This is a genomic window from Candidatus Planktophila sp. (assembly GCA_030681675.1).
Lineage (GTDB): Bacteria > Actinomycetota > Actinomycetes > Nanopelagicales > Nanopelagicaceae > Planktophila.
Genome location: JAUXRP010000002.1, coordinates 37,410 through 54,690, shown reverse-complemented (window position 1 = coordinate 54,690; position 17,281 = coordinate 37,410). Strand labels below are relative to the sequence as shown.

Sequence of the window (17,281 nt, the reverse complement as noted above, 5' to 3'; positions counted from 1 at the left end):
ACTGCCTACTTGCGACCTTTGCGCTTTGGTTGATTACGAGGTCCACGATTTTCAATCTTTGCAGTAATTGGAGTTACTGCGGAAAAAACTGTTGGGGTTGCACTTCGCCCATTTACACGCTTGGCCAGGGCAATCATCGCCGGCTCTCTTTCACGCAATTGAGCAAGCACGGGAGGTGCGATAAAGACCGAGGAATAAGTTCCGACTGCTAAACCAATAAATAGAGCGAGCGAGAGATCTTTGAGCGTTCCAGCACCGAGTAGTCCCGCACCTACAAACAAGATTGAGCCAACTGGAAGTAAGGCAATGACAGACGTGTTAAATGAGCGAACAATCGTCTGGTTAACTGCCAAATTTGCAGCTTGAGAATACGTGCTCTTTGAACTCGATGTTATGGTCCGAGTGTTTTCACGAATCTTGTCAAAGACAACAACGGTGTCGTAGAGCGAATAACCGAGAATGGTGAGAAAACCAATGACCGTCGCCGGCGTTACATCAAATCCAACAAGAGCATAGATTCCAACTGTAATAAAGACGTCGTGCACAACGGCCACAATTGCCGCAACTGCCATCTTCGGCTCAAATGCCATAGCAAGATAGAGCATGACGCAAATCAGGAAACCAAGTAATCCGTACACTGCCTTGCGTGTAATCTCTTTACCCCACGATGGACCAACGATTTGAGTATCGATTGATTCGACACTTACCGAAAACTTGTCGGCAAGGGCATCCTGAACCGCATTATTTTGAACAGTATCAAGGGCCGCCGTTTGAACTCGCACTTTATCAGTACCAATATTTTGAACGATTATCTCGCCAGGAACTCCAACTGAAGCAACAGCTGCACGTGCATCGGCAATTGATGCGTTTTGCTTAGTAACCGTAAAAGATGAGCCACCTTTAAATTCAATTCCTAAATGTAGGCCTTGCCATACAAGGGCTGCGATTGATAAAAGGATGAAGAAAGCAGAAATTGAATACCAGCGACGTCGACGTCCAATGAAGTCAACTGATGTTTCACCGCGATAGAGACGACCACCTAGACCTGAAAATTTTGACATGAATTACGCCTCCTTAGTTACTAGCAGTGTTCCAGTGCTCTTAGCTGAGAGGCCAGAGAAGCGGTGCCCAGATGCAAAGAAATTGAGCCGTGCAAGAATCGTCACGAGTGGCTTTGTGAAAGTGAAGACCACAATGAGGTCAACCAAGGTGGTGAGACCTAAAGTAAATGCAAAGCCTCGAACTCCGCCAACGGCAAAGAAGTAGAGAAGTGCTGCGGCAATAATCGAAACAAAGTCGGCGATTAAAATTGTGTGACGGGCGCGCAGCCAGCCAGTTTCAACTGCAGTTCGAAGCGATTTACCCTCTCTAATCTCATCTCGAATACGTTCGAAGTAGATAATGAATGAATCGGCAGTAACGCCGATAGCTACGATTGCACCCGCGATTCCAGCAAGTGTGAGCGTAAATCCAATCCATTCTCCTAGAAGCAAGAAGAGAACAAGTACAAGTGAAGTTGCCACAAGAAGTGAGCCGACGGTTACAAGGCCAAGACCTCGGTAATAGAGCAGTGAGTAAAGAAAGACGAGAATTAGGCCAAGGCCACCTGCAATTAAACCAGCATCAAGTTGGTCAGCTCCAAGAGTTGGAGAGATCTGCTGAATTTCGCCACGATCAAATGCCAAAGGCAATGCACCGTACTTTAATACATTGGCTAAATCCTGTGCTTCAAGTTGAGTGAAGCTGCCAGTAATCTGCGCATTTCCAGATGGAATTGGCTCAGTGATTCGTGGAGATGAAACAACTAAACCATCTAGAACTATCGCGACTTGATTAAGAGGCTCAACCAACGTTGTTACACGAGTTGTGAGTGCACCAAATGCTGTTGTTCCCTCGCCATTAAATGTCAGACTGACATACCAAGCGTTTCCACCTTGGGTGTCAATTCCGGCAGATGCTTTTGAAATTTGACGGCCTAATACTTCAGCTGGAGCTAAAATATATTTAGTGGTGCCTGCGCGATCACACACAGCAATCGTATCTGTTGGTGCATCAGTTCCAGTTCCCTGAAGATTTTCTAACTTGGTGCAATCTAAAGCCGCAAACTTTGCATTCACGTCAGCGCTCACACCCGCAGTTGGGGTCGCGGCAGGATCGGCAGTTCCCGTTGCAGCAGCGCTTGCAAGAACCTGACGAAATCGAAGTTCAGCTGTTTGTCCAACTAATTCAACAACTCTACGACCTGTATCTCCTGGAACAGAGATGACAATTTGACGATTAGTTCCACTTCCCTGCGCGGCAACTTCTGATTCAGCAACGCCAAGTGAGTTAACGCGTTGGCGAATTATAGATACGGCTTGATCTATCGCCTCATTGGTAACTTTCCCACTCTCGCCAGGTGCTACTCGAGGTTGGAGCGTCACAGATGTTCCGCCTCGAAGATCTAGGCCAAGGCGCACCGAGGTTGCGCCTTGGACAAAGGCGATTCCAGCCAAGGCCACTAGAACCAGGCCAAGGATCGCCAATGAACGGCTCGGGCGGTTGGCCGTCTTTACAGCTTTATTAGTAGTAGACATAGACGCAGAGTCTAGGCATCAATTGCAGGTGTGTCGAAAAGAGAGGCCAGTTGCGCGGGTGGTGTACGTCCTATGTGGGCAAAACCCATTGCTGTTGCAACTCTCCCCCGCGGAGTTCTGGCCATAAAGCCATTTCTTACCAAGAAGGGCTCTGCTACAGATTCAACGGTTTCAACCTCTTCACCAACTGCTATTGCCAGTGTCGATAGCCCCACAGGTCCGCCATTGAAGCGCTCAATTAAAGCGGTGAGAACTCCACGATCTAGGCGATCTAAACCTGCAAAATCTACCTCGTAGATTTCAAGGGCGGCGCGAGTATCTTCAATGCCGATAAGAACACTGCCCTTGACTTGACCATAATCTCGCACGCGACGAAGAAGGCGATTGGCAATTCTGGGAGTTCCGCGAGAGCGCGTAGCGATTTCAACAATTGCATCGTGTGCAATTTGAATATCAAGTAAATCTGCACTCCTGCTTATTACCTGCGCTAACTCACTGTCGCTGTAAAAATCTAAATGCCCAGTAAAGCCAAAACGATCGCGCAGCGGACTAGTTAATAAACCACTTCGAGTAGTTGCTCCGACTAAAGTGAAATGTGGAAGTGAAAGCGGAATAGCCGTTGCACCAGGACCCTTACCGACAACAATATCTACTCTAAAATCCTCCATCGCCAAATACAGAAGCTCTTCGGCAGGTCGCGGTAAGCGATGAATCTCATCGAGAAACAAAATCTCACCCTCAACTAATGAGGAGAGAATTGCTGCCAAATCACCGGCATGTGTAATCGCCGGTCCACTAGTAATTCGAATAGGTGCAGACATTTCATTGGCCAAAATAAGAGCTAACGTTGTTTTTCCTAAACCTGGTGGTCCCGAAAGTAAAATATGATCGGCAGGCGATCCGCGATGGCGCGCTGCAGTAAGAAGAACATCGATTTGCTCACGCACTCTGTGCTGTCCAATAAACTCCTTCAAGCTGGCTGGGCGAAGTGCCTGTTCAACGGCTGAGTCTTCGCCCTTAATACTTGAACCCACTAAGCGATCCTCATTCACGTGAGATTTTCCCTTGTGATAATGCATCTTTGAGTAATTCGCCCAATGCAATAGTTTTCGGATCCACGCCCTCATTAGTTAACCTGGAAATCAAGGCTGAGATTGCTGCATCAGAATCTCTGGGTGAAAAACCAAGTGTGATCAGTGCACCCGTTAAATCTTCACGCCATGCCGGAACATGCGCGGAGAAAGCCGAAGAGTTGGTGAGCGAAGTTAACTTTCCTTTGAGTTCAAGAATTAATCGTTGCGCTCCTTTTTTTCCGATGCCAGGCACTCTTTCGATAGTTGCAACATCATCTTGTGCTATTGCACTACCTAAATCCTCTGGAGTGAGTGCGCCTAGAATGGAGAGCGCTACTTTTGGACCGATACCAGATACTGTTTGAAGTAGTTCAAATATCGTACGTGCCTCATCATGTGCAAATCCAAATAGTGTTAAGGAGTCTTCGCGTACGACTAACGTCGTATAGAGAAGGAGTTGAGATCCAATACTGACTTCAGCGGCCGTTTGCGCGTTTACTAAAATGCTTAGGCCCACTCCCCCAACTTCAACGATTAAGCGATCACTGTGGACGGCGCGAACAACTCCATGTACTGTAGAAATCATTTACGCACGTTGTTTTCTAAGTCGAGCTTGCTCAATCGATACCGCCGATGCAATCTTTGCAGTTGCCCCGCCCCGCCAAATATGACAGATTGCAAGGGCAAGCGCATCAGTGGCATCGACTGGCTTTGGAATCTCATTTAAATTCAAAAGTTTGGCGACCATCTGTGCAACTTGAGCCTTATTGGCACGACCAGATCCTGTGACCGATGCTTTAACTTCGCTAGGTGTATGCATCATGACTGGAATCCCGGATTTTGCTGCGATTAATAAGGCTACACCGGCGGCTTGAGCAGTACCCATAACAGTGCGAACATTATGTTGGGCAAAGACGCGCTCGACTGCGATGAAATCTGGGCTCCATAAAGAGATCCATTCATTAATTGAGGTATCTAATTCAAGAAGACGCGACTCAAGTGCAAGAGTTGAGGGAGTTAAAATCACACCGACACCCATCATTGTTAGAGGTCGACCAACAGCGCCTTCGACTATCCCAATACCGCAGCGCGTTAGACCTGGATCAATACCAAGAACTCGCATCGCACCACCTTCACTACATCGCGTTACATAAGAGTTCTAGCCTAGGGTTTTACCCACTTCTTTACTCAAGGCTCGCCATAACCTCATCACTTACATCAAAATTGCTAAAAACATTTTGCACATCATCGAGCTCTTCGATGGCATCGATGAGTTCAAATACTTTCTTAGCGTTCTCGACGTCGAGCTCAATCTGCAATGAAGGCAGAAATGAGGAGTCTGCCGATTCATAGTCAATGCCTGCGCTTTGGAGTGCGGTACGCACTGGAACTAATCTATTTGGCTCACTTACCACTTCAAAGGCCGTACCTAAATCATTGACCTCTTCGGCTCCGGCATCAAGTACCGCTTCAAGAATTGAGTCTTCAGTAAGGCCATCAGTTTTATTTACGATGACCACACCTTTTCGATTAAATAAATATGCAACCGACCCTGGATCTGCCATCGTGCCACCATTTCGCGTCACAGCAACGCGCACCTCAGAAGATGACCTATTCCGATTATCTGTAAGACACTCAATCATGATTGCAACACCATTGGGGCCATAACCCTCGTACATAATCGTTTGGTAATCCGCCGCACCGAGCTCTAAACCCGCTCCTCGTTTGACCGCACGCTCAATATTGTCGGCGGGCATCGATGATTTCTTCGCTTTAGTGATTGCATCAAAGAGCGTTGGATTGCCTTCAAGATCGGCGCCACCATTTCGCGCAGCCACTTCTATTGCACGGATCTGTTTTGCAAAAACCTTTGCACGTCGGCTATCGATGATCGCCTTCTTATGCTTAGTTGTCGCCCATTTGGAATGGCCAGACATTTCTTTGCCCCTTTGCCGCTTTTGTAATAGTTCGAGCTACTGTACCTGCTTCAGCGCGCCTCGTGCCACTTCCTCAATAAAGTATCGATGAACTCGATGATCTCCCGTGAGCTCTGGATGAAAAGATGTTGCCAAGATGGTTGAAGAGCGAACCGCGACTGGGTGGGAATCAATCTGCGCCAAAACTTCAACTCCGAGTCCTGTTGTTTCTACCCATGGTGCACGAATAAAGATTGCGCGAAGCGGCACATCATTTCCATCTGCAAATGCAATATCTGATTCAAAGGAATCAACTTGGCGTCCAAAAGCATTTCTTCGAACTGTGATATCCAGACCACCAAAAACCTCTTGTCCATCCATCACATCAAGAATCTGGTTGGCTAATAGAATCATCCCAGCACACGATCCATACACCGGCATTCCTGAAGCAATTCGTGACTTAATGGGCATGAAAATCTCAAAACTCTTAGCTAAATGTGCAATTGTTGTTGACTCGCCGCCAGGTATAACTAAGGCATCAACTGCATCTAACTCTTGGGAGCGTCGAATTGCCGTTGGATACACTCCGCAAGCGATCAGCGCACTAACATGTTCGCGAACATCGCCCTGTAGTGCAAGAACTCCAACTCTCATTCCCGAAACTCTGACTACCAACCACGCTCTGCAAGACGGTGGGGCGCTGGAAGATCGGCGACATTAATTCCAACCATCGCCTCCCCTAGGCCACGTGAAGCATCCGCAATTACCTTAGGGTCATCCCAAAAAGTTGTCGCGCGAACACATGCTGCAGCGCGTTGTGCTGGATTTCCTGATTTAAATATTCCGGAGCCGATAAATACACCATCTGCACCCATGCTCATCATAAGCGCTGCATCGGCAGGAGTTGCGATTCCTCCGGCGGTGAAGAGAACAACTGGAAGTTTGCCTTTTTCAGCTACCTCTTTTACTAATTCATACGGCGCCTGCAACTCTTTTGCTGCAACATAGAGTTCATCTTCACGAAGAGATGATAAACGGCGAATTTCACCATTAATTTCACGCATGTGCTGCATCGCATTAGATACATCGCCCGTGCCGGCCTCGCCCTTTGAACGGATCATGGCAGCACCTTCATTGATTCGCCGCAGCGCTTCGCCAAGATTTGTAGCACCGCATACGAAGGGTATGGTGAAGGCCCATTTATCAATATGATTTTTATAATCCGCAGGAGTTAATACCTCTGACTCGTCGATGTAATCAACACCTAAGGACTGCAAAACCTGTGCTTCAACAAAATGACCAATGCGCGCCTTTGCCATCACTGGAATTGTGACCGCGGCCTTTATCTTTTCAATCATGTCTGGATCTGACATCCGCGCTACACCACCTTGTGCGCGAATATCGGCAGGTACTCGCTCAAGTGCCATCACGGCAACTGCACCGGCATCTTCAGCAATCTTTGCCTGCTCGGCGTTAACGACATCCATGATGACGCCACCTTTGAGCATCTCTGCCATGCCACGTTTGACTCGCCCAGTACCTGTCTCATGCGCCATTAAGGTTCTCCAATTTTTTCACTCTTACTAGAGGGATATCCTACTTTGTTGGTGATGGCTTTGCGCTCGCAGGTATTAGCGTGAAATCCGGCTCAGTATCGGTCAGCGCTACCCAGACGTGGCCGGGCGCGAAGGCGATTTCACTGCCATCGAGCGCCGTCCACGTTGTTCCAACCTCATCAGAGGCGCGGCTCCATGTCGCGGTAAAGCTTTTGCCATCGCGCAAAATGTAACCAGTTCCAGTACCTACGGTCCTAGATAGCGGAGTGACGCCTCCAAACTTATCTCCATAGATCGAGGGGGTAATCGAAGTAATTTGAATTACGAAGGTCGAAGCGCCTAATTGTTTTCCTGTATCGGCAAGTTTGGGTTCATTGTTGTGCGTTAAAAGCCATCTATTTTCAACAAATGACCAGATGACACCATATTGCGCGGCGGGCCAGCGAACCACCGCACGTGAAATCGGAACTCCAACAGAATCGACTTTTCCAAATTTCCAACCAATTGATTTCGCAGAATCGACAACATATTCCTTCTCCAAAACTCTCTGCATTAATAAATCAGCGCGTAGAACCATTGCATGCGGCTGATTTCGAGTTGGATCCGTTGTATAAATCGTTGGAGATTGAGATTGGGCGCCGAGATTAACTACATTGGCTGCATCGATTACTGGAAGGAGTTTGCGTTGAGCACCACTATATGCAAAAACAACTCGACCATATTGACTCATGATCTCAATATCTGAAATGCGCGCACTTCGAACTGGACCGATACGCATCGGAATAATCGATGAAAAAACTGCAGCGAGGCGCGTTAGGCCACCCTCAACCTGTTCAATGTATACAACATCGGCATCTTCTAAACCGATCTGCGGACGCGCTGCATTCGTATCATCAATTTTGACTATTAAAACTGGACCGTTAATCCCCTCGCGACCGCTCAAAGCATTGTATTCAATTACTTTAGGAATGGTTGGAATGGGAGTGGCAATCCTTGGTGTCACTGTTGCGCAACTGCTCACTAAAAGTAGGATGATGAGGCTACATAGGCCTAAAACGGTTTTAGATCGCATCGAACTCAAACTCGTACGTTACTGGAAGCGGCGCAGTTCCTGCTAAACGAAATAAGCGAATAGCTAATTTCTTTCTGACCATCTGTGTCGATGAAACTGCATCGGTATGAATCGCAATAGCAATAGAAATCTTAGCCATCAACTCCGATAATTCATTGAGTAATGAGGCCTCCCCTTCATTTGCATGGATCGCTCCATCAACAATGAGCAGACCTAAAGCACCAGATAGCGCCATCTCCGCCGATGAACGATCTTGAACACTCGCTTCACGTGCTTGATAAGCAGCAGACGTTAATAGCAACGAGGATGCCGGATCTGCGAAATCGCTGTGGGCAATTTCTAAAGCTATTGCCGCACGACGCTGAAGCAGACTATCTAAGTTCGCCCAACTAGTTTCAACCCGATGATGTAATCGGTCTAAACGAGTAGCAAGGAAGGAGAGATACCAGAGCGAAATCAGAATAACTAAAGCAACTGCCAGTGTAGTTTTCACTTCCTATCGCCCGTCTCTAGTTAGAAATCGATTCCATGATCGATTATCTGAGGCTAAAGTAATTTTTTCTCCACCCACCATGGCCATTTCATAAATCGAAAATATTTCTTGTGCCACAACATCCCAATCAAATATTTGAGCGTGATTCTTACCTTTTCTCACAAGTTCTCTACACTTAGGTTCATCGCGAAGTAAGTCAATTATGGTTTTTGCCAAATCCAATGAATCCTCCGATGCAAACAAGGCGCCGTATTCGCCTCCACCTAGCAGTGAATCAAAAGCGGGAATATCACTTGCTACTACGCAGGCACCTCCGGCTAGAGCTTCGGCCAAAATTATTCCAAAGGACTCTCCACCAGTGTTTGGGGCGACGTAGATGACCAATGATGAGATAAAATCGGCCTTTTCAGCTTCAGTAATCTTGCCTAAAAATTTAATTCGGTGACGTAGTTCTGGATCGATCGATTTTTCAATCTCACTTGAATCACCTGGACCAGCGACAAAAAGTTTAACATCAGGGGCAAATCGGGCAATGATTGGAAGCGCGTCGAGTAAAACTTGTAAACCTTTTCGGGGCTCTTCAAAGCGCCCAATAAATCCAATCGAATTTCCCGACCATTCAGCTCTTGGAACTCCATTTGCATAACGCTTGGCATAAATCCCATTTGGAATCACAACGGCATCGGTTTCAAGGTGATTGGTAAGCGTTAATCGCGCCGCTTCAGAGACTGCAATGCGAGCTGAGAGTTTTTCTATGGCAGGTTCGAGAATTGGACCAATGGCAAAAATTACTTTTTGATGTTTAGCCGCAGCATGAAAAGTTCCGACCATTGGACCTTCGGCGGCCCAGCATGCAAGAAGTGAAATCGATGGAATTGCTGGCTCATGTAAATGCAAGACATCGAACTCCCCATTTTGAATCCATTGCCGCACACGTGCAAAGGCGATTGGACCAAAAAGCACTCGCGCAACTGCGCCGTTGTAAGGAATTGAGATTGGCTTTCCAGCATTAACCACGTAAGGTGGTAATAAAGATTCATTTATCGCAGGTGCTAATACTGAGACTCTATGTCCTGCACTAATTAGAAACTCAGCTAAATCTCGCACATGGTTTTGCACTCCACCGGGCGTATCCCATCCATAAGGGCAGACAATTCCAATTGCTAGTTTTTTAGTGTGCGTCAATTTCGCTCCTTGAAATCGCCATCGATCCAAATGCGCTGCATCATATGCCAATCGGAAGGATGTGCAGAAATTCCTTTAGCAAATAAATCAGCACTACTTTGAACAATTGCTGCAACTCTCTCACTCTCATCGCCATTCGTTGACATCGGAACCATTTCAAAATCAATGTGAATTCCATCCTCGGTATAAGAAACCATCGCATAAATGAGCGGTGCGCCTGTCTTGATGGCCAAAATTGCAGGTCCAGCTGGCATGCGTGCCGGAGCCCCAAAGAAATTAACATCGATTCCAGAGCGAGAAAGATCTCTATCTGCAGCCAATGCAACAACACATCCGGCGCGTAATCGTTGTGCCAGAGTTGGAATAACACGTCCATCAAGGGGCAAAGCCTCCATACCAAATGCAGCGCGATATGACATAAATTTCTTAAACAGAGCCTCTGGCTTTAATCGCTCGGCCACGGTCACAATTTTTGCCCCTTTGCCGCAAAAATAGGCTGCGGCATGGTCATAATTTCCAACATGTGGCAACGTCACGATAGCGCCTTTACCTGCGGCAATTGCATCAAGGAGAAGATGCTCATTTGTCGTAGTTACAGTTGAAGCAATTCGCGCTTCCGACCAATCTGGAAATCTAAATGTGTCGCACCAATATCGAACCATCGAGCGCATCGCCCTGTACACCAGCAAATCTAAATCCAATGCCGTAATGTTTGGTTGTGTACGTGCGAGATTTGATTTGAAACGTACCACGCCCGGACCATTTCTCTTTGTAAGAAAATCTGAGATTCGATATGCCGACCTGTAAACAAAACCTTCAGGCAGCCAACGCAAAATACGCCAAGCGGCAAAATAGCCCCATGCAGTGAGTGTTTTCAGCATTTAGGCAAGCGCTCTTTTAACGATGAGCATTCGTTGTAGCACTGTTACTGATCCCAGGATCGCTAACAACCACAATCCCCCGGCTAAAACAAATGGAACGCCAAGACCATCAAAGGCGATAGCTAGCATTGAAATTGCTAATCGCTCAGTGCGTTCGGCGATTCCACCTGAACATGGAATTGAAAAAATCTCAGCTTTAGCTCGAATATATGGCACCAGCAAACCTGACACTAAGGCAACTATGACTACACCGGTCAAGCGATCATCTCTATCGATTAAATAGATTGCTAAACCAATCAAGATTGCAGAGTCTGTTATTCGATCTATCGTTGAATCTAAAAAAGCGCCCCAACGACTGGCACCTATCTGGGAAATTCTCGCCATGGTTCCATCGAAAAGATCGCTAAGGGCAAAGATTAAGATGATGGCCGTTCCGAGAAAAAAATCCCCCCTCGGGTAGAAATAGAGCGAGGATGCAACTACACCGAGCGCACCAATAAAGGTGGCCCCGTTAGGCGTGATGCCGATACGAAGGGCGAACTTAGCTACGGGTGTTATGAATCTCGTAACCGCCGGTTTGAAAATGCGACTTATCATCACCTCCCATCGTAGGCTGAGCAGGTGAATTCCACTGCATCATCCCTGTCCATCGCAGTTTATGGCCATGAGAGCGCCGAGCCAGCAGCTGTTGCCGCAGCACTGGGCGCACATGTAGCCCACGTCGCTGAGGCGCATATTGACTGTGCAATCTTTGCCGTTAACCCATCCACCGGAATTGACCAGGCAACGATTGATATCTGGTCGGCATATGATGAGTTTCAGACTCCACGGATTCTTGTTGTGACACATCTAGAAAACCAGGAGGCTGATTTCGAGGATGCCGTCATGGTTGCGAACCGCGTCTTTGATCTTATGGCTACTCCATATTTAGTTTTGCATGATGAGGCTGGATTGCCCTGCGCACTTATCTCGCTTGAATCAATGCAGATACTCGACTACAGCACCGTACCGCCAACGCAACGCCCCTGCGAAACTGAACATGAACTATTAGTGCAGGAGTTTCGCGATGAGTACCTCGAACTCACGTCCTCATTGGGTGAAGGTGCATTTTCTGCCGGGGTTTTATTTCCAGCAATACCAATCTGGATTGAAAAAACCCTCGGTGTAGATATTGTAAAAAGTTACGTGCAACAACTCAACGTGTAATCACCACGCGGCTGCGATTTCATCGCGAGTAAGGCTTAAAAGCTGCGGGATAACTTTCGTATGCCCGATGATCGGCATGAAGTTGGCATCACCACTCCACCGTGGAACAAGATGCTGATGAATATGATCGGCCACTCCTGCTCCAGAAATCGCCCCTTGGTTCATGCCAAGATTAAAACCTGCTGGCGAAGACACGATGCGCACCGTCCTCATTGCATGCGCAGTGAGCGCTGAAATCTCATCGCGCTCAATGTCAGTTAAATCGGTTAAATCGCTGACATGTCGATAAGCACAAATTAAAAGATGGCCCGGGTTATATGGATACAAATTCATGACCACGTAAGCGGTTTCGCCGCGATGAACAATTAGACCATCTTCATTGCTTAAAGTTGGAATTCGACAGAATGGACATTCAATTCCATTTCCTTCTAGCGGACGGTTTTCACCACGTAGATAATCAAGTCGATGTGGAGCCCATAAACGTGCCCAACTATCTGGAATCCCTAAGCCATCCATCTCAATTACACCTGCGTGCGATCGTCGATTATTTTTTTGATTTCAGCTATTGCATCGGCGATAGGAATTCCATTTTTCTGCTCACCATTTCGATATCTAAATGAGACGGCACCAGCTGCTTGATCTTCTTCGCCCGCGATCACCATGAAGGGTATTTTTTGCAATTGGGCATTGCGAACTTTCTTTTGCATTCGATCATCAGAGTTATCGAGTTCAGTGCGAATTCCAGCTTTGCCCATGGCCGACATGACTCCTGCTAAATAATCGGCGAAAGCATCGGCCACTGGAATTCCTATAGCCTGGACAGGAGCAAGCCATGGCGGAAAAGCCCCTGCATAATGTTCGGTCAAGACTCCAAAAAACCGTTCAATGGAGCCAAAGAGTGCGCGGTGGATCATCACTGGGCGCTGGCGGGTGCCATTCGGAGTGACATACTCAAGTCCAAAGCGTTGCGGTAGTTGGAAATCAACTTGGATAGTCGACATCTGCCATGTTCGACCGATTGCATCTTTTGCCTGAACTGAAATCTTTGGTCCGTAAAAAGCCGCTCCACCCTCATCTAATACAAGTTCAAGTTTCTGGGCAGTCGCGGCGGCGCGAAGTGCCTCGGTTGCCTCCAGCCAATCACTATCGTCGCCAACTGATTTTTCAGGGTTTCTAGTGGAGAGTTCAAGATAGAAATCACTGAGACCATAATCGCGAAGTAAGTTAAGAACAAAGGTCAGAAGCGAATCCAGTTCACCAACCATCTGTTCTTTAGTGCAATAAATATGCGCATCATCTTGAGTAAATCCCCGTGCACGTGTGATGCCATGGAGAACTCCAGATTTTTCATAGCGGTAGACCGTACCAAATTCAAAAAGACGCAATGGAAGTTCACGATACGAGCGACCACGTGAGCGATAAATTAGATTGTGGAAAGGGCAGTTCATTGGCTTCATGTAATACTGCTGACCTGCACGTTTGATTGTGCCATCGGTATGAAACTCTTCATCTAAAATCATTGGTGGGTACATACCATCGGCATACCATTCTAGGTGTCCTGATGTTTCAAAGAGCGCGGCCTTTGTTAAATGGGGTGAGTAGACAAACTCGTATCCCTCATCCTCGTGGCGCTTTCGGGAGTAATCCTCCATTGCTCTACGAATAATTCCGCCCTTTGGATGAAATACCGCTAAACCTGAGCCAATCTCTTCGGGAAATGAAAAGAGATCTAACTCTGCTCCAAGTCGGCGATGATCGCGCTTTTCAGCCTCTGCCAAAAGCTCTAGGTAAGCATTGAGCTCATCCTGAGAAGTCCAAGCAGTTCCGTAAATGCGCTGTAACATCGGATTTTTTTCCGAGCCACGCCAATATGCCCCAGCGCTTCGCATTAATTTAAATGCAGGGATTAACTTTGTCGATGATAAGTGTGGGCCTCTGCATAGATCACTCCACACTGGATTCCCATCTCGACCTAAGTTGTCATATATCGTTAATTCGGAGCCGCCGACTTCAACACTGGCTTCTTCACCTGCGGGACCTTTAATTCCAATGAGTTCGCATTTGTATGGTTCGTGAGCAAGCTCAAAAAGTGCTTCGGTTTCAGTAACCACTCGCCGCCTAAAACGCTGACCTTCTTTGACGATCTTGCGCATCACCGCTTCGATTTTTACTAAATCATCTGGGTTAAAACTCGCCTCTGGTTCAAAGTCATAGTAGAAGCCATCTTTGATGGGTGGTCCGATTCCTAGACGAGTATTGGCATAGAGCTCCTGAACGGCTTGGGCCATTACATGCGCAGTTGAGTGTCTAAGAACGGCTAAACCATCAGGGGAGGAAATCGAAACACCCTCAACGATATCTCCAGCATTTAACTGGCTCCAGAGATCTCGTAGTTGACCATTGATGCGCGCAACAACAATATCTTTGTTATCAGCGAAGAGATGGGTTGGGCGAATATCGACCTCAACGCTGAGCAGTTGACCATCTACTGTGATCTCTATCGAGGACATGTGCTTAGCCTAGCGAATGAAGTATGACCATCGCTCGGATTTTATCGCTGAAGGCCTGAGATGCCTCTAATTCGCGACCATCAATAGATGCCACTGGCTGTGAGATTCGAAGACTACTGAGCAAAATCGCCGCTCGTACTTCATCGATTCGAGAGATAGAAATTGATTCAACGCTCACCTCGCAGTGCTCAACAACGAGCTCTCGCATGATGCCGGGCAAAGTTCCATCACTAGTGGGCGGCGTCACCCAACGGTCATTGATATTCATCATCACATTTGAGACCGCGCCTTCACAAATATTTCCATCGGTGTTACACACTATCGCGTCATCAAAACCTACGAGCTTTGCCTCTTCTAAAATCGCCAAGCGATGTTCATATGGATAGCGTTTAATCATCTGGCTATCGGGTGCAAGTGCATCGGGGTGAATACGCACCCTAGCCGGCTTATTGTGTGAGTGATACGGCAGATGAACAACGGCCCACTGATCATTGGAGCCAAAAGAGATTCGCAATAAACCATCAGGGTGTGGTTCGGCTCCAAGCACCTGTGCTACCGCTTGTTCAACAAGTTCAAGATCAGGCAAGTTTATCTGGGCAATCTGAGCACTCTTTATTGCGCGCGCAATATGGCGAGAGTATGCATAGACAACACCATCTACTGTACGTAAAGTTTCAAATAATCCATTACCCTGCAGCCATCCTGTTGGAGTACATGGTGTAGTTTCAATATCAAGTAAAGCCCCGTTAAATGAGATCTTCATGACAAGGTTCCACCAGCGATTGAAATGAGTCGGCGCGCTTTCAATTCGGTCTCTTCCCACTCATCACTTGGGATGCTCCCCCATGTAATTCCCGCTCCTGTTCCAAAACGCAACGCGCTATCTTTAAAGAAGATTCGAATTGCGACTGAGAGTTCACATGCATCGCCTTGAACCCACCCTAGAGCCCCGCAGTAAGGGCCGCGAGCGATTTCATTCTCGGTTATCACTGAAACCGCCGATGACTTAGGGGCACCGCTAATTGATCCAGCAGGTTGCAGCGCCGCAAAAATCTCGCTCCAAGAAATTCCATCTCTAAGTTCGCCCTCAATATCTGAGACTAAATGTACTAACCCAGGATGTGGCTCTGATGCCAAAAGTCTTGGAACCGTGACCGTGCCACCTTGACAGATTGCTCCGAAATCATTGCGCATTAAATCAACGATCATGACATTTTCAGCGATATCTTTCGCGCCAAAGTGAGATTGACCAGGAAGTTGAGTTCCTTTAATCGGCGAAGTCCGCACTCGATTTCCATTTCGTTTTAAAAATAATTCTGGCGAAGCCGATGCGATATTAATTCCAGGGGTTTCAAAATATGAGGCCCACGGTGCAGGATTGTCGATAAGAATCGATGAAAAAAGACCACGCAAGTTACGAGATTCATCAAAGGGCGTTGATAACTCTCTGCAGGCATTTACTTGATACACCCATCCCTGAGCAATAAGAGTTTGAATTGACTCCACGTATTCGATGTAGCCCGATTTACTTCGCGATGAATGCCACTGGCCCTCCAGTTTTTTCCATGTAACTTTTGGAAACGGTGCAGGTGTCACGCTCTCAAATCGCGCTGCAGTAAAAGCGCCTTCAAAGGTTGTTGAAACCGCCCAAAAACCACCATCATCTAAATCTGAAGGATCATGGGTTATCTCGGTCAAACCGGTTGCAGATCGGCCTCCCATCCAAAACATAGCTTCGTCCTGACTCATGAGCACACGCTACCTATGTGGGATTGATTTTGGCGCTTACGGCTTACCTACGATAGATTTTGTTACCTCGCGGACGTAGCGCAGTTGGTAGCGCGGAACCTTGCCAAGGTTCAGGTCGCCGGTTCGAACCCGGTCGTCCGCTCTGGTAAGTCGCCACGGCGATGAGTAATTGGTCGGGTGGCCGAGAGGCGAGGCAAGGGACTGCAAATCCCTCTACACGGGTTCAAATCCCGTCCCGACCTCCACGTGTGTCCCATTCAAGCCGTTGGTTGGACGGAGTTATTCACGTTTCGACTCTCGCCCAAAATCTAATGCGAGCAGCACGCCAGTAGTGATCAGCGTTAGCCACGCGAAGAAGATGGCGGTCACTTCGAACCGATACTCGAGAGACATGCCGAAGCTGAGCGACATCCCCACAAATGCGACAACTATGACAATGGCTGACATCAAGAAAACTCGCCGAGATATTCGTTCCAGTTTTGAAGAACCTAGCGCGAAAGCAATGAATCCGAACGATATTCCCATTACGAGAAAGCCCAGTTCTTCAAGAGCAATAAACACCCCATGCGGGTTGTATTGCGAAATTATCGCAAGCCCGTCAGTTTCTCCTCGTAAGAGTGAGGGTTGAACAGTCCGTAACTGTATGAAGTAATCAACACCGATGATTCCGAAGGACACCGCTGCCAATGTCGATCCGACAGTCCCGTAAACTCTTCCAGCTCCGACGCTTCGCCTCTGCAAGCAGACGAACAAGATTACATAGAAAAGCATCATTAACAGGGCCGGGTACATCCAAATGAAATCTCGCGGTACGTATTTCCCTGCACCGGAGTAGGGATAAGGAATTAGGTTTTCGGGGGCCGCAAATGGTCCGCTTCTTGGAGGCGTTGTGATTGCCACCCCCAAGGACGAAGCGGCAAGTGCCGCGGTGAGAATTGCCGCAAGGTAGCCAGTTCGACCGAATTTCTGTGTTTTTTCGATTGTAATTTGCGATTTTCCCTTAATAAGACTCATGCATAAATTCTAATAAACTGACTTAGTTTGAGGTGAAAGTGACGAGAGGG

19 protein-coding genes and 2 tRNA genes are annotated in these 17,281 nt (G+C 47.4%); 3 read left to right on the top strand and 18 right to left on the bottom strand.

Annotated features, from left to right (window positions below):
- Positions 1-5 precede the first annotated feature (5 nt).
- The 13 genes from secF to Q8K48_00245 form a co-directional block, all read right to left on the bottom strand.
- Positions 6-1,061 (bottom strand): protein translocase subunit SecF, encoded by a 1,056-nt coding sequence (gene secF / locus Q8K48_00305; GenBank protein MDP1850841.1) that lies wholly within the window; start codon positions 1,059-1,061, stop codon positions 6-8.
- Between the two features lie 3 nt (positions 1,062-1,064).
- Positions 1,065-2,576: a protein translocase subunit SecD gene (gene secD / locus Q8K48_00300; protein ID MDP1850840.1), complete on the bottom strand. Its 1,512-nt coding sequence runs from the start codon at positions 2,574-2,576 to the stop codon at positions 1,065-1,067.
- Positions 2,577-2,587: 11 nt separating this feature from the next.
- Positions 2,588-3,628, bottom strand: coding sequence for a Holliday junction branch migration DNA helicase RuvB (ruvB, locus tag Q8K48_00295; protein ID MDP1850839.1), 1,041 nt, complete (start codon positions 3,626-3,628; stop codon positions 2,588-2,590).
- Positions 3,621-4,235: a Holliday junction branch migration protein RuvA gene (ruvA, locus tag Q8K48_00290; protein ID MDP1850838.1), complete on the bottom strand. Its 615-nt coding sequence runs from the start codon at positions 4,233-4,235 to the stop codon at positions 3,621-3,623. The genes ruvB and ruvA overlap by 8 nt, the downstream gene beginning before the upstream one ends.
- On the bottom strand, positions 4,236-4,772 hold the full coding sequence (gene ruvC, locus Q8K48_00285; protein MDP1850837.1) for a crossover junction endodeoxyribonuclease RuvC: 537 nt from the start codon (positions 4,770-4,772) through the stop codon (positions 4,236-4,238).
- Between the two features lie 61 nt (positions 4,773-4,833).
- Positions 4,834-5,586 (bottom strand): YebC/PmpR family DNA-binding transcriptional regulator, encoded by a 753-nt coding sequence (locus Q8K48_00280; GenBank protein MDP1850836.1) that lies wholly within the window; start codon positions 5,584-5,586, stop codon positions 4,834-4,836.
- Positions 5,587-5,622: 36 nt separating this feature from the next.
- Positions 5,623-6,219 carry a pyridoxal 5'-phosphate synthase glutaminase subunit PdxT gene (pdxT, locus tag Q8K48_00275; protein ID MDP1850835.1) on the bottom strand — a complete coding sequence of 199 codons (597 nt, stop codon included), beginning with the start codon at positions 6,217-6,219 and terminating at the stop codon, positions 5,623-5,625.
- A 14-nt stretch (positions 6,220-6,233) separates the two neighbouring features.
- Positions 6,234-7,121, bottom strand: a complete 888-nt coding sequence (gene pdxS / locus Q8K48_00270; GenBank protein MDP1850834.1) for a pyridoxal 5'-phosphate synthase lyase subunit PdxS — start codon at positions 7,119-7,121, stop codon at positions 6,234-6,236.
- Between the two features lie 40 nt (positions 7,122-7,161).
- The gene (locus tag Q8K48_00265) at positions 7,162-8,142 is read right to left on the bottom strand and encodes a DUF3048 domain-containing protein (GenBank protein MDP1850833.1); all 981 of its coding nucleotides are present in this window, start codon (positions 8,140-8,142) and stop codon (positions 7,162-7,164) included.
- Positions 8,143-8,182: 40 nt separating this feature from the next.
- Complete coding sequence (locus tag Q8K48_00260; GenBank protein MDP1850832.1) at positions 8,183-8,686, bottom strand: hypothetical protein; 504 nt, start codon at positions 8,684-8,686, stop codon at positions 8,183-8,185.
- Positions 8,687-8,689: 3 nt separating this feature from the next.
- A complete protein-coding gene (locus tag Q8K48_00255; protein MDP1850831.1) occupies positions 8,690-9,871 on the bottom strand; it encodes a glycosyltransferase family 4 protein in 1,182 nt (393 codons plus the stop codon).
- Positions 9,868-10,752, bottom strand: a complete 885-nt coding sequence (locus Q8K48_00250) for a phosphatidylinositol mannoside acyltransferase (protein ID MDP1850830.1) — start codon at positions 10,750-10,752, stop codon at positions 9,868-9,870. The genes Q8K48_00255 and Q8K48_00250 overlap by 4 nt, the downstream gene beginning before the upstream one ends.
- Positions 10,753-11,349, bottom strand: a complete 597-nt coding sequence (locus Q8K48_00245) for a CDP-alcohol phosphatidyltransferase family protein (GenBank protein MDP1850829.1) — start codon at positions 11,347-11,349, stop codon at positions 10,753-10,755.
- 24 nt (positions 11,350-11,373) lie between these two features.
- Between Q8K48_00245 and Q8K48_00240 the strand changes: the two genes are divergently transcribed.
- Entirely contained in the window at positions 11,374-11,958 is a 585-nt protein-coding gene (locus tag Q8K48_00240; protein MDP1850828.1) for a hypothetical protein, read from the top strand.
- On the opposite strand, the gene Q8K48_00235 is transcribed toward Q8K48_00240, so the two are convergent.
- The 4 genes from Q8K48_00235 to Q8K48_00220 are packed head-to-tail and all read right to left on the bottom strand — an operon-like array spanning position 11,959 to position 16,217.
- Complete coding sequence (locus tag Q8K48_00235) at positions 11,959-12,474, bottom strand: HIT domain-containing protein (GenBank protein MDP1850827.1); 516 nt, start codon at positions 12,472-12,474, stop codon at positions 11,959-11,961.
- A 5-nt stretch (positions 12,475-12,479) separates the two neighbouring features.
- Positions 12,480-14,468 carry a threonine--tRNA ligase gene (gene thrS / locus Q8K48_00230; GenBank protein MDP1850826.1) on the bottom strand — a complete coding sequence of 663 codons (1,989 nt, stop codon included), beginning with the start codon at positions 14,466-14,468 and terminating at the stop codon, positions 12,480-12,482.
- A gap of 4 nt (positions 14,469-14,472) precedes the next feature.
- On the bottom strand, positions 14,473-15,231 hold the full coding sequence (locus tag Q8K48_00225) for an aminotransferase class IV (protein ID MDP1850825.1): 759 nt from the start codon (positions 15,229-15,231) through the stop codon (positions 14,473-14,475).
- Positions 15,228-16,217 (bottom strand): chorismate-binding protein, encoded by a 990-nt coding sequence (locus Q8K48_00220; protein ID MDP1850824.1) that lies wholly within the window; start codon positions 16,215-16,217, stop codon positions 15,228-15,230. Before Q8K48_00220 ends, Q8K48_00225 begins: the two co-directional genes overlap by 4 nt.
- Before the next feature lie 69 nt (positions 16,218-16,286).
- On the opposite strand from Q8K48_00220, the gene Q8K48_00215 reads away from it, so the two are divergent.
- A tRNA-Gly gene (locus tag Q8K48_00215) sits at positions 16,287-16,359 on the top strand.
- Positions 16,360-16,388: 29 nt separating this feature from the next.
- Positions 16,389-16,462, top strand: a tRNA-Cys gene (locus Q8K48_00210).
- A gap of 34 nt (positions 16,463-16,496) precedes the next feature.
- Here Q8K48_00210 and Q8K48_00205 read toward each other — a convergent pair.
- Positions 16,497-17,231: a hypothetical protein gene (locus tag Q8K48_00205; protein ID MDP1850823.1), complete on the bottom strand. Its 735-nt coding sequence runs from the start codon at positions 17,229-17,231 to the stop codon at positions 16,497-16,499.
- Positions 17,232-17,281: the final 50 nt, after the last annotated feature.

Bases quoted from the DNA above. Each gene is read 5' to 3' on its own strand.
- Q8K48_00245 (MDP1850829.1), bottom strand. From the start codon at position 11,349: ATGATAAGTCGCATTTTCAAACCGGCGGTTACGAGATTCATAACACCC.
- Q8K48_00205 (MDP1850823.1), bottom strand. From the start codon at position 17,231: ATGAGTCTTATTAAGGGAAAATCGCAAATTACAATCGAAAAAACACAG.
- Q8K48_00235 (MDP1850827.1), bottom strand. From the start codon at position 12,474: ATGGATGGCTTAGGGATTCCAGATAGTTGGGCACGTTTATGGGCTCCA.
- thrS (MDP1850826.1), bottom strand. From the start codon at position 14,468: ATGTCCTCGATAGAGATCACAGTAGATGGTCAACTGCTCAGCGTTGAG.
- pdxS (MDP1850834.1), bottom strand. From the start codon at position 7,121: ATGGCGCATGAGACAGGTACTGGGCGAGTCAAACGTGGCATGGCAGAG.
- secF (MDP1850841.1), bottom strand. From the start codon at position 1,061: ATGTCAAAATTTTCAGGTCTAGGTGGTCGTCTCTATCGCGGTGAAACA.
- ruvA (MDP1850838.1), bottom strand. From the start codon at position 4,235: ATGATTTCTACAGTACATGGAGTTGTTCGCGCCGTCCACAGTGATCGC.
- ruvC (MDP1850837.1), bottom strand. From the start codon at position 4,772: ATGCGAGTTCTTGGTATTGATCCAGGTCTAACGCGCTGCGGTATTGGG.
- Q8K48_00280 (MDP1850836.1), bottom strand. From the start codon at position 5,586: ATGTCTGGCCATTCCAAATGGGCGACAACTAAGCATAAGAAGGCGATC.
- Q8K48_00250 (MDP1850830.1), bottom strand. From the start codon at position 10,752: ATGCTGAAAACACTCACTGCATGGGGCTATTTTGCCGCTTGGCGTATT.
- Q8K48_00225 (MDP1850825.1), bottom strand. From the start codon at position 15,231: ATGAAGATCTCATTTAACGGGGCTTTACTTGATATTGAAACTACACCA.
- secD (MDP1850840.1), bottom strand. From the start codon at position 2,576: ATGTCTACTACTAATAAAGCTGTAAAGACGGCCAACCGCCCGAGCCGT.
- Q8K48_00220 (MDP1850824.1), bottom strand. From the start codon at position 16,217: ATGAGTCAGGACGAAGCTATGTTTTGGATGGGAGGCCGATCTGCAACC.
- pdxT (MDP1850835.1), bottom strand. From the start codon at position 6,219: ATGAGAGTTGGAGTTCTTGCACTACAGGGCGATGTTCGCGAACATGTT.